We start from the raw sequence: 12051 nt of genomic DNA on the forward strand, positions 1-12051 counted from the left end.
CCCGTCTCCACGGACCTCCTGACGAAGGCGGTCTGGGAGGAGGACGAACCGCCCCGGTCCGCGCGGAAGTCCCCCAGGTGTACGCCTCAGGCCTGCAGCCCCCCGCGCTTCAGCTGGGAACCTCAGACGCCCAGAAGGCTGCGCTGAGCTCCGAGAACGGGCTCCTGGAGAACACCCTCGAAGCCCTCTTCTCCGGTGCCGGACGCGATATCGAATCACTCGGACTGGGCTCCGTCGCGCCCTCACCAGCTGTCCCCGACCCTGATGGCCTCGGCCGCGCCAGCCTGCGGATCCTCGCCGAACTACGCCGCTTCCAGACCATCCGCGACGGCAGGGAGAAGCCACCGGCGCAGCTCCGGGAGTACTGGAAAGCCGTCGCACAACACCAGGACAAGCACCCGGACGACGTGCAGATCGCCGCCGAGGCCGGGTGGGGCGATACGGCACGGGAGTACCTCATCGCCCCGAGGAAGGCGGCCGTCCAGCCTTCTCCCAGCCACTCGTGGCGGTGCGGCCAGTGCGGACGCCGACACCTCACCCCGAGCGCCGGGACCTGCACGCGCTGCCACAGCGCCCTCCCCACGCAGCCGGAACCTGACAGGGACCCGGAAGCAGACGACTACTACGCCTGGAAGGCAGCCAGCGACCGCGCCGCCTTCCGCCTCAACTGCGCCGAGCTGACGGGCCAGACGGACCGTCTCGATGCCCAATCCCGTCAGGCCCGCTTCCAGCACGTCTTCTTGAACGACCCGCCCGAGGTCCCGCTCGTGCACGGGATCGACCTCCTTGCGGTCACCACCACCATGGAAGCCGGCGTCGACATCGGACCGCTGTCCGCCGTCCTGATGGCCAACATGCCGCCCAGCCGCTTCAACTACCAGCAGCGCGTCGGGCGGGCCGGGCGCCGGGCCTCGCCGGTCGCGGTCGCGCTGACTGTCTGCCGGGGACGCAGCCACGACGAGCACTACTTCGCGAACCCGTCATCGATCACCAACGCCCCCTCGCCGCCTCCCTGCCTGACCCTCCAACGGCCGGAGATCCTGGAACGCGCCCTGGCCGCCGAGGTCCTGCGCCTCGCGTTCCGCAACCTCGACGCACACGGCGGCTCAGGCAGCGTGCACGGAGAGTTCGGCAAAGCCCGGGACTGGACCGCGGCCCAGCCAGCCGTCCGGGAGTGGCTCAGCCAGCAGGACGGCGTACTGGCTGCGGCAGCACGGGCGCTGAGCGCCTTCACCCCGCTCCAGCCGACCGAGATCCTCACCAGCCAGTGGCTGGAGGAACTACTGCAGAAGGTCACAGAGGTGGCTGCCCAGCCCACCGGCTCGGAAGAACTCAGCGAGCGGCTCGCGCACGCGGGCGTGCTGCCCATGTTCGGGTTCCCCACGCGGGTCAGGCAGCCCTACCTGAAGGTCCCGCAGAGGAGGTTCCCGTGGCCGCCTGACAACACGATCGCCGAGGGCCTGCTGCGCGTGGGCGAGATCGGGACTGCGGCCAACGTTGGTCTGCACGCCGTCGGCTCGCTGCCAGCCGAACACCGGACCGGCATCGTCCTGGCCCGGGCCGCCGCCGTCGTGAACGCGGTGTCGGCTCGGGCGGCCCGCATGCCGATTGTCGTGGACCTGCGCGAGTTGCTCGTCTCGGAAGCACCAGCGCTCACCCGCTAACGGCGGGCGAGGACCTGGAGCAGGCCAGTGACGGTGACACCGGCGACGATCTCGCGCCGGTCGATCATGCCCTGGATCCGGTCGAGTGGGATCCACCCGATCCGATCGGCCTCGTGGGTGTCGACGGGCGGGGCGACGTAGGTGGCACTGCGGGAGAGGAACACATGGTGCTCGGCATCCGACATCCCCCCGATCGGCTGGTTGTAGGCGAGCGGTTCGACGGCGTCCACCTGCCAGCCCGTCTCCTCGAGTACCTCCCGTGCTGCCGCAGTCTCCAAGGCCTCGCCCGGCTCGACGATGCCGCTGGGAATCTCCCAGTTCCAGGTGTTGGTGGCGAACCGGTGACGCCACATCATCAACACCTCGCTCCGAGCGTTGAGTACCACCGTGGCGGCGACGGGCGCGAAGCGGACCAGGTGGTGCTCGTAGCGGTCTCGGCCGGGAGGCTCGACGTCGACCAGGTCGAGCTGCACCCAAGGGCTGGTGTAGATCGTGCGGCTGCCGTGGACGGTCCACTCGCTACTCACGGGCACCTCGTGCGCTCGACGGGATGATCGCCGTCATCCTGCCAGAGCCGTCGACCAAGGGCGCCAGAGCATCACAGGTCGGCCACGACCGTACGCGACCGACCGGTAGCTCGGTACCGTCGGCGCACACCACACCAGTTCCAGGGGGGACCATGCGCACCCGTACCACCGCCGCAGCCGCCGTCGTCGCGCTGCTCGCCATCGGCTCGGCCGCCTGCTCCAGTTCGACCACCAGCTCGAAGGGGGCGGCGCCGAGCAGCGCGGCCGCCGCCCCGCAGACGTCGGCGGCGGCTCCAGCTGCGTCCGGGGCCCCGGCGCCGGCCGGGGCCACGGCGCCCGCGGCCGCCGGGGCGAAGCCGAGCGGACCGCCGCCGAAGCCGGACGCGACCACAACCACGCAGTACATCGCGGCGTTGACGGCGATCGACCCGGAGATCGTGGACAGCAAGCCGGACCGCGCGGTGTCGCGCGGCCGCGACCAGTGCAGCTCTGTGGCCGAGTGGCCGAACGACCAGGCCAAGCTGGTCGGCCTCGCGGGCAAGCGCTTCACCTCGGCGAAGCACCCGGAGGGCTTCGGGCCGGAGAAGTCGGCGGCGATCCTGGCGGTGGTCCGCAAGCACATCTGCCCGACGTACTGACCGAACGCACGAAGCGCCCCCGCTCCGGCTCTGGCGAATTCCAGGGGTCGTTGTAACACGTGGTCGGTTGATCAGGCCGCGAGCAGACAGGCGCTCGGCTGGGGTCTCCCAGCCGAGCGTCCTGCGTGGCCGGCTGTTGAGTTCAGTGGCCACGGCTTCCAGGTCCTGGCGGCTGTAGGGCGGACAGGTCGGTGCCCTTCGGGAAGTACTGCCGCAGCAGACCGTTGGTGTTCTCGTTCGAGCCGCGTTGCCAGGGGCTGGCCGGATTGCAGAAGTAGACCGGGATATCCGTGGCGACGGTGAAGTCCCGGTGAGCCGCCATCTCGGAGCCCTGGTTTCAGGTGAGGGAGTGTCGCAGGTGCGTCGGCAGCGTCTTCACCGTCTCCACCAGAGCGTCGCGTGCGCTCGCCGCAGTGTGGTCAACGGGCAGGTGGAGGAGCATCACGTAGCGGGTGGTCCGTTCGACGAGCGTGCCGATCGCCGACTTGTGGTCCTTGCCGATGATGAGGTCTCCCTCCCAGTGCCCGGGGATGGCGCGGTCCGCGGCATCGACGGGACGGTCGCTGATCATCAGCATGTTGCGGATCGCACGCGGCTGGCGCTTGTAGGACTGTTGGTGCGGGCGACGCATGGCGCGGCCGGTGCGAAGTGCCTTGGTCAGCTCGCGGCGCAGTTCGCCGCGACCCTGGATGTAGAGGGCCTGGTAGACCGTCTCGTGGGCCACGTGCATCTCCGGCCTGTCGGGGAACTGCCGACGGAGCGCGTGGCAGATCTGCTCGGGGCTCCAGCGGAGCGTGAGGCGGTCCTGTATGAAGTCTCGCAGCTCGGGGTTCTGCCCGATCTTCCCGCGCTTGGGCCGGGGCTTGCGGGCGTCGGCCCGGCGTGGTGCGGCGTGCGGCCTGTAGTACCAGCGCCCGTAGTCGTGCAGCACGGGTGCGGTTGCGCTGGATTTCCCTGCTGATGGTTGAGGGGCTGCGGTCGAGTTCGGCGGCGATCGTCCGGATCGTGGCCTTCTCCCGCAGCCGGTCGGCGATGTGGATCCGGTCGTCCTCCGTCAGGAACCGAGAAGGGCCCCGTGGCGCCCGCACGCGCTGTGCAGGCGCCACAGGGCGCTTTTTGCCGCCTACCGGCCGGCCGTTCCTCCACTCCCGCCCGGTGCGTTCGTTGACACCGACGAGGCGGCAGGCCTCCTTGTTGCCGTACCTGCTCCGGCTGACCCCCGCGGGTGCGGGGAGGACGAAGCGCGCCCGACCAGTCGCACCCACGAAAACGGCTGACCCCTGCGGGTGCGGGGAGGACCCGTCCTCACGACGATGTGGGGCAAGTCCAACCGGCTGACCCCCGCGGGTGCGGGAGGACCTCCCGCGGCTCCGACAGACCAAGGTGGTTGACGGCTGACCCCCGCGGGTGCGGGGAGGACGCCTGCGCCAGGAGGCCTCCGTCCGGGAACAGCGGCTGACCCCCGCGGGTGCGGGGAGGACACGCCTGTGAGGTAGTTAGTCCGCTGTGTCTGCGGCTGACCCCCGCGGGTGCGGGGAGGACGATTCCGTCCGCCGAGGTCGTCGGCATGGATTCCGGTGGCGCCTGGGCGAGCGTGTGGGTGATGGCCTCGAACTCGGCGAGCGCGGCCTGCAGGTTCTGCGCGATCTCGGCTGCGATGACCTCGGGCGGGCTGTCGTCCGGCGGGGCCGGCTGCGCGATGGGGCAGAGCAGGTCGAGGTTGGCGTCGTCCCGGTTGATCAGCTCCTCGTAGGTGAAGCGTGTGAAACGGCCGTCCGGGCTCTCCGTTCGGGAGGCGCGGTCGCCGGGGAGCAGGGCCTCGAGGACGCCGGTCAGGTCCTCCGCTTGCAGCGGGCGCTGTGTCGGGTGGAACGAGTGGCCGGTGCGCAGGTCGTAGACCCACAGGTGTGTGGTGGCGGGGGTGCCAGAGGGCGACTGCGGCTTGGTGAAGTGGAGGACGTTGGTACGGACCCCTGGCACGCTGTGGAAGATCCCCGTGGGCAGCCTGATGAGCGTGTGGAGGTCGAAGTCGCGCAGCAGCAGCCGCCGTACCGCCTCCGCGGGCCCGCTTCCGAACAGGACGCCGTCCGGCAGGATCACCGCCGCCCTGCCGCCGGGGGCCAGGACCGACATGACGTGCTGGAGGTGGTTGAGGGCCTTGTCGCGTGTCCGGACGGCGAAGTCGGGGCGTTCCGGCGGAGTGCTCAGCATTCCGAACGGCGGGTTGCCGAGGACGACGTCAGCCTGGGTGAAGCGGCGCGCGTCGAACGGGTCGGTGCCGGTGACGTGGACCGGGGCGCCGTACCAGCCGGTGTCCCGCAGGAGCAGGTTGGCGCCGGCCAGGCGGCTCGCGGGCGACGGCTCGTTGCCCTCGATGCGGCGTTCGGTCGACGGCGGCAACACGGTGCCGGGGTGCTGCTCGCGGATGTGGCGTAGCGCGGCGACGAGGAAGCCGCCCGTTCCGCATGCGGGATCGGCGATGCTGTCCGCCGGGCCCGGTCCCGCGAGGCTCACGATCGTGTCGACGAGGGAAGGCGGGATGTGGTGGAGGCTGCTTCTCCGGGTGTCCTGGACGGCGAGGTCGAACAAGGCCTCCAGGACATCGCCCTCCTCCTCGCTTTCTCCGGGGCCCGGGGTGAGGCCCTCCTCCAGGTCGTCGATCAGCTCCCGGAGCAGGAGTGGGTGGGTGACGGCCCCGTGTGCGTCGGCGAGCGCGCGACCGAGGGCGGTGTCGGGCCGGTCGCCGAGTTCTTTCAGGATCCGCTCGTACACCTCGGGCAGATCGCCGTCCGGTGCGGCACGGAGGGTGGCCCAGGCGCCGGACGCGGCGGTGAGTTCCGGGTCGGCCGGGTGCCCGGGAGGAGGTGCGGTCGGTCGGTCGGCCCGCTTGAGCAGGAGGAGGTGGGAGACCGTCTCGAGGAACCTCCAGCCGGGGACGCCGTCCTCGCGCAGTCGCTCGTACCGGCTCCACAGCCGGTCAGCCAGAGCGTTCGGCGGTTCCGTCTCCGAGAGCGGCAGGGACGGGTCGGTGGAGCGGCTGCTGCTCATCGGAAGTCGAACTCCTGCTGCTCGTAGCGGGTCTCGGGGAACCTCGTCGGTTCGTCGGCCCGGGTGGGATCGCCGGGCGTCCCGTGGCCGGTGAGCCGGCCGGACAACGCGTGGGCGAGGATCGCCAGCCGCAGCTCCGGAGCGGATCGGCGGGCGTCGTCCACGCGCGCGCGTGTGGTGTTCACGTGCTTCCTCCAGACCTCCGCCGCCCGTATGAGCCGTTCCTGGACGGGCAGGGCGGGAACGGGGACAGTGACGGCCCTGATGTCTTCGAGGCGGACGGAGAGGCTGCCCGTCGTGGCCCTGACCTGCTCCTGGAGGCGGCGGCGGGTGGCGGGGGCGTTCCAGGCGAGCTCGAGGAACGGCGGGAGGAGCCGCGGGCCGGGCCGGATGCGGGCGAGGTGGTTCTGGTACATGGCACCGTCGAGCTCGCCGTGCCAAAGGGCGGCCTGGCCGATTCGTTCGAGGCTGCCGTTCTGCCGGACGACCAGGAGGTCGCCGGCGTCGACGAGGTGGCGGCGTACGGAGTCGAGGGTGTGCTCGGGGATGGTGACCTGGCGGACGTCACCGAGCGTCAGGTTCTCGCGCGCGATGTTCGCGACGCCGAGGTACGGATGCGAGGAGCCCCTGTCCGCGGCTTTGGGTGTCCGCAGCCCCGCGGTGACCTCGGCGACCTCGGCGATCGGCGACAGCGGCCCGGTGGCGGGAGCTTCGGTCGGGCCGTCGGCGGTGACGTCGTCGGTGAGACGTCCGCTGACCACGGCGTTCAGGACGCTGTCCCACAGGCGGGGAAGGCCCTGGCACGCGGCATCGTGGGCCGCCTCGCCGGCGTCGAGACGGCCCAGCAGCTCGTCCAGGGCGTCGGCGACGCGCCGCTGCTCGGCCGGCGGCGGCACCGGGACGCGCCACTCCCGGACGGCGGCGGAGCCCAGGTGCTTGAGCCCGGTGACGCCCCTGGCACGGCGGCCGAACTCGCCGCGCAACGCGTCGTAGGAGAGGGCGTGGCAGAGGTAGCGGGGGTCCACCCCGGGGACCGGACGGACGCGGATGAGACCGCTGTGGAACGAGCAGTCCTCGAGCTCGCCGTTCCACAGCACCGGACGGCCGATGCGCCCGACGCTCCCGGAGGCCTCGGCCAGGAGGATGTCGCCCGGGCGCAGATCGTACCTGCGGGCCTGTTCCCGGGTCAGTTCCGTGGTCGCGACCTTCGTGAGGTCCAGGACGCCCCAGCCGATGTTGGAGCACCTCAGCCAGCGCCGCGTGAGCGCGCCGGGGACCCGCGAACGGGAGGTGCCCCGGCCGGGCTGGACCGTGGCGATCGCGTCCACCCGGCGGAGGGTCCAGCCGGGCGGCAGCGGTGGATCGGGGGGCAACCGGTTCTCGCTTCCCGTCGTGGGCCGTCCGGGGGCGGCCCGGCGGGCGCCGTCGGTCATCGGGGCTCAGATCTTCTGGAGACCGAGATCGGCGAACAGCCGCCTGGTCGCCGGGTCGACCGAGTACAGGACCGTGCCGCGGATGGAACGCGTCATGAGGACGCCGTAGGCGTTGCGGATCGCCCGCGAGAGCTCCTCGTCGGACCGTATCCGGTCGGCCTTGCTGAGCACGTGCTCGCGGTGGACGGTCCAGGCGCCGTGCTCCCACGTGAGGTCAGGCCCCATGATCACGCCGCCCCACTCGTACTCCAGCCCCTGCGCGGTGTGGACACAGCCGATCTGCCCGAAGCCCCCCGGATCCGTCGCCCAGTACTTCCGCTTCGGGACACCGGGAGTCCTGTGGTCGTCACCGGCGTTCCACGGACGGGCCCACCCCTCCTCCGGCGCCACGTCCGGCACCGTGCCGCTCGAGTCGGTCCACGGCCAGCACATGCCGGCGCTCATCCGAGCGCTGGCACCCGCTTCCTGCCGCTCACGCAGGAACCCCTCCATCTCGCCCGCACTCTCGGCGTAGTAGAGCTGGAACGGCTCCGGATCCGGACCGTCGTCGGGGCTCCACACGATCGGCGCACCGGCCATGAGCGGCTGGACCCAGGCGTCGTACGTCGCACTGCCCACGGCACGCAGGACCCGGTCGAGGGTGATCGGGACGACCTCCGCCCCGAGACGCTGGATCTCCTCGACGAGCGCCTCCGGCGACCACACCTCCTCGGCGAACAGCCGCTGGTCACCGTCGATGAAGAACACCGGCACCCGTGCACGGGAGACGATCACCTCGACCGACGACTCGCCGGGACGCATGTGGAAGGAGCCCCGCATCGGGCGCTCCGACAACCGGTGCGCCTCGTCGCACAGGATGACGTCGAGCTCGTCCACCGCCCGGTCGTCGGCGACCCTGTTCAGCGTCGTGAACGCGCCGCGCCGACCCGGCGCCGCGCGTCGGAACGTGTCACGTGAGGCGATCCCCCCGGAAACGAAGGCGGCCTGGTAGCCCTCGGACAGCGCGTCTCCCAGCAGGGTCAGCGCGACCAGCGACTTGCCGCTGCCCGCACGGCCGCTCACCACGTAGACCTTCTTGGTGCCAGGGGCGGAGGTGGCGCGGACGGACTCCATCACGTCGTTCATCGCGCGCAGCTGGTTCTCCACCAGGCTGAAGCGGGTGTGGCCGTCGATGATCGCGCCGATCTCGTCGGTGAGGAGCGTCTCCGAGCGGCGGCGGTCCAGGAGAGTCTGGGCCGCCTCGGCACCGGACTCCCGGGCGAAGGTGGCCTCGAGGAACTTCCGCAGGTCGGCGGGCCTGCGGGCCGTGAACGTCGGGATGCCCGGGCACGGCGCCACGTTGCCGATCCACTGCGCGTCCGGGCGCTTGAGGTTGTGCAGGTAGGAGGCGCCGGCGAGGTTGACGTAGCGGCTGTCGAACATGCTGTGGTGCTTCCTGAGTGCCACCATGTTGTCCCGCACCTGAACGGCCGGATGCTTCTTGTGCTTGTCGTAACCCGGCACGAAGACGCGGTCGACCGCGCACCCGCCACACAGCCCGGACCCGCCACCGGACCGGCACGACGCGCACAGACCCTTGGTCTTGTCCGCCCGGGGACGCTCGACGACGTTCCACTGCTTGAGTTCGATCGCCGCGAAGCTCAACCCGCCCGACGGGTGGTCGCCGGCGAGCACGACGTCGATCGGGCTCATCCCGGGGGCGACGCGGTACTCGACGAACATCCACACCTGGCCGCGCCCGAGGTCGGTCAGGACGGTCGCCAGCTCGTAGAGACTCTCCCGCCACGACGTCACATCGCCCGTCGACGGGTCCTTGCCCTCGGGATGAGCCTCCCGGTAGCACCGCTCGATCTTCTCGACCAGCCCCAGCCGGTTACGCACCAGCTCCTCGGCGGGCCAGTACGCCTCCAGGTCCCCCCACACGCCGCCTGTCGCCATTCCGAACCACTCCCCCGATGACCGACCGGACCCCGTCACGGCCGAAGCACTCCTGCCGAGCCCGACACTGGCAGGCATCGGTCGACGGCGAACTTTAATGATCGCCGAGTATCCCAGCGCCGGACAGGAGAGACAAGGAATTACCGTTCGGCGCAGCGGGAGCGACGTGGACGCGCGGCCGCATCCGCCGTCCCGTCCCGCTCATGACGGACGCTTCCCACGACGCCTCGCCGGTGTGCGCCGGTTGGCTGCCTCCGCACGGCAAGGGGAGAGGCCGCCATCTGGGAGACAGCGCCCCGCCCGGATGGGCGGTCAGCAGCGACGGCTGACCCCGCGCATGCGGGGAGGACCGCGCGCTCGCGGGACTGGATCGAGATCAAGCACGGTTGACCCCCGCGGGTGCGGGGAGGACAGCCATCCGAACACGGGCGCGATGATCCACACCGATTGATCCCCGCTCGTGCGGTGTTCTGTCCCGGGAGGTTGTGGACGGGTGAGTCAGGTCTCGGCTGAGGGATCTTGAAGGGGCGTGACCCAGATACGCCAGAAGCCCGCCAGAACTTGATCTTGGACTGCTGGGTGCCTGGTGCTGTCGGGGATCTTGGCGATGACGGTCGGCCATGCCCTCGGCATCTCAGTCTTCAAGATCCCCGACCTCGTCATCCGCGATCAGCTCTGCGTCTCCTCGCGGTGTCCGATAGCGGCCGCGTCGGGTATGACGAGCAGCTTGCCGGTGGTACGCCGAGCTTCCAGATCGCTGTGGGCCTGGGCGGCCTCGGACAATGCGTAGCGGCCCGTTACGGTGACCGCGAGCGCCTTGCAGCGCACCCACGCGAACACATCGGCGGCGCGTCGGAGCAGTTCGGACCGATCGGCGATGAAGTCCCCGAGGCTGGGCCGGATCAGGGTCAGCGAACCGCCGTGGGCGAGCCACATCGGATCGAACGGAGGCACGGCACCACTTGCCGCGCCGAAGAGCACGAGATGGCCGCGGGTTCGCAGACTGGCGAGGCTCGCGTCGAAGGTGTGCGCGCCGACGCCGTCGAAGACAGCCGGCAGTCCCTGACCGCCGTTGAGCCGCCTCACCTCGGCTGCGAGATCGTCGACCGCGGAGGAAAGGATCACCTCGGCGGCCCCGGCACGCTTCGCCAGTTCGGCCTTGGCCGTGGTCGACGTGGTGCCGATCACCTTGCCGCCGAGATGGGTGATGAGCTGGGTCAAGAGCAGCCCCATGCCGCCAGCAGCCGCGTGCACGAGCACCGTGTCGCCCCCCTGAACCGGGTAGGCGTCCTTGACGAGATAGTGCGCGGTCATGCCTTGGAGGAGCACGGCTGCGGCTGTCTCGAAGCCGATATCGTCGGGCAGCGGCACCAGCCGGGAGGAGTCCACGACGGCCCGCTCGGCATACGTGCCGGGAATCTCCACCCAACCGACCCGGTCCCCGACTGCGACGTCAGCGACGCCGGGTCCGACTTCGACGACCGTGCCGGCGCCCTCAGCGCCCGGGGTGAAGGGCAGCGGTAGGCTGTACCGGCCTTCGCGGTGGTAGACGTCGAGGAAGTTGACCCCGGATGCGGCGACCTCCACGACCGCCTCGCCCGGACCCGGCCGCGGCTGGTCCACCTCGGCCTCCTGCAGCACCTCGGGACCGCCCACTTCGTACACCTGAATCGCTCGCATGACCCCTCCGATAACGGCTCAGCCCCTACCAACCCCGTTGATGGCGATCCGATTCCCGGCAAGCAGACCAGCCCACCGCCCCCGGGGGTGCGGGGAAGACTGATCCGGGCTCAGGGGGTCGGACCACTCGTACGGTTGGCCCCCGCGGATGCGGAGAGGACTCCTTCGCAGTCTGGTGTGATGCGAGGGCTTTGCTATTTCTTAGCCGTGGTGGCAGGTCCGTGCGCTGATCACCGCGCCGCCCACCGAAGTGACTTGCATCGAGACGGTGACCGGCTTCCTCGCGGCCCGCAGCGCGATCGCCGCTATCACCGTCCACTTCGCCGACGGTTCCACTTCGACGGCTTGACGGCGCCGAGGCCCGAGGACACCTTGAGACACATGAGCAACCAGACCTTTGAGGCCGAGGCTTCCGCGCCCCGGCTTCGCTCGATATATCCGTGGACCTCGCACAGCAGCCTGAATTTCTCCATGTCACAGAGCTTTCGCAACTGGGGTGCGGAGGGGTTCCCCGGCATCCATGCCGGGCCGGTCTGTATTCCGTTCTGGCGTCCCCCTGGCGGGGCATCCGTGTGCTGCTGGCGACCGCCGACTCCACTGAGGCGGTCGTGTTCGTGGATCAGTGGTTCCGTGACAACGCTGCCGGCCAGAAACTCGGGCGCCGAAGCGGGGGATGACTTCGGGACTCGCCTGGCGTCGGTCACCGTCCCCATGAGGACTCGTGACCACTGGGGTGGGGAATTACGCCGACACGAAACCGCAGGTCATGGGGAATTGCACGATCGCCGACAATATGGCCCGGCGCGAACGCACCAGCCACCACCTCGACCGTCCGTGCTGTGGCAACCTGTTCCAACAGCAACTCCCGTAGTGAGGATGACTTGGAGTGACAGACCTCTTCTACGGCAGCCGCTGCCGTGCCTACCGGCCTTTACAAGCAAGCCCCATGCCTAACTGAACGGCGTTGGGACTAGGGCCTGTGTGAGGTTGTGATCAACGAGTCGTTCGTAGGAGGTCGTCGATCCAGGTCATCGCGGCGCGGAGGTGGAGGCCGGCGAGGTAGCTGTCGGGTGTCTTGTCGCAGCGGGTGGCGATGCCTCGCCATGCTTTCAGCCTGTTGATC

Annotated in this window: 7 protein-coding genes and 1 pseudogene; 2 read left to right on the plus strand and 6 right to left on the minus strand. The window is 70.2% G+C overall.

All coding sequences use genetic code 11. The features are described 5' to 3' along the window. Positions 1-77 precede the first annotated feature (77 nt). Positions 78-1664, plus strand: a complete 1587-nt coding sequence (locus tag ACZ7RU_RS10990) for a helicase-related protein (RefSeq protein ID WP_470340576.1) — start codon at positions 78-80, stop codon at positions 1662-1664. Here ACZ7RU_RS10990 and ACZ7RU_RS10995 read toward each other — a convergent pair. After that, positions 1661-2191 carry an NUDIX hydrolase gene (locus ACZ7RU_RS10995; protein ID WP_470340577.1) on the minus strand — a complete coding sequence of 177 codons (531 nt, stop codon included), beginning with the start codon at positions 2189-2191 and terminating at the stop codon, positions 1661-1663. The genes ACZ7RU_RS10990 and ACZ7RU_RS10995 overlap by 4 nt on opposite strands. Before the next feature lie 152 nt (positions 2192-2343). Between ACZ7RU_RS10995 and ACZ7RU_RS11000 the strand changes: the two genes are divergently transcribed. Beyond that, entirely contained in the window at positions 2344-2829 is a 486-nt protein-coding gene (locus tag ACZ7RU_RS11000) for a hypothetical protein (protein ID WP_470340596.1), read from the plus strand. Positions 2830-2913: 84 nt separating this feature from the next. On the opposite strand, the pseudogene ACZ7RU_RS11005 reads toward ACZ7RU_RS11000, so the two are convergent. The 5 genes and pseudogenes from ACZ7RU_RS11005 to ACZ7RU_RS11025 form a co-directional block, all read right to left on the minus strand. Further along, positions 2914-4094 (minus strand): annotated as a pseudogene (locus tag ACZ7RU_RS11005) (IS30 family transposase); the annotation flags it as partial. 40 nt (positions 4095-4134) lie between these two features. Then, positions 4135-5877 carry an HsdM family class I SAM-dependent methyltransferase gene (locus tag ACZ7RU_RS11010; protein ID WP_470340578.1) on the minus strand — a complete coding sequence of 581 codons (1743 nt, stop codon included), beginning with the start codon at positions 5875-5877 and terminating at the stop codon, positions 4135-4137. Beyond that, a complete protein-coding gene (locus ACZ7RU_RS11015; RefSeq protein WP_470340579.1) occupies positions 5874-7205 on the minus strand; it encodes a hypothetical protein in 1332 nt (443 codons plus the stop codon). Before ACZ7RU_RS11015 ends, ACZ7RU_RS11010 begins: the two co-directional genes overlap by 4 nt. A 111-nt stretch (positions 7206-7316) precedes the next feature. Then, complete coding sequence (locus ACZ7RU_RS11020) at positions 7317-9248, minus strand: DNA/RNA helicase domain-containing protein (protein ID WP_470340580.1); 1932 nt, start codon at positions 9246-9248, stop codon at positions 7317-7319. Positions 9249-9917: 669 nt separating this feature from the next. Next, positions 9918-10928 carry a quinone oxidoreductase family protein gene (locus ACZ7RU_RS11025; RefSeq protein WP_470340581.1) on the minus strand — a complete coding sequence of 337 codons (1011 nt, stop codon included), beginning with the start codon at positions 10926-10928 and terminating at the stop codon, positions 9918-9920. Positions 10929-12051 lie beyond the last annotated feature (1123 nt).

The organism is Kitasatospora sp. NPDC114501 (assembly GCF_055633695.1).

Coding starts and splice junctions, on each gene's coding strand:
- ACZ7RU_RS11000 (WP_470340596.1), top strand. CDS start 2,344: ATGCGCACCCGTACCACCGCCGCAGCCGCCGTCGTCGCGCTGCTCGCC.
- ACZ7RU_RS11010 (WP_470340578.1), bottom strand. CDS start 5,877: ATGAGCAGCAGCCGCTCCACCGACCCGTCCCTGCCGCTCTCGGAGACG.
- ACZ7RU_RS11020 (WP_470340580.1), bottom strand. CDS start 9,248: ATGGCGACAGGCGGCGTGTGGGGGGACCTGGAGGCGTACTGGCCCGCC.
- ACZ7RU_RS11025 (WP_470340581.1), bottom strand. CDS start 10,928: ATGCGAGCGATTCAGGTGTACGAAGTGGGCGGTCCCGAGGTGCTGCAG.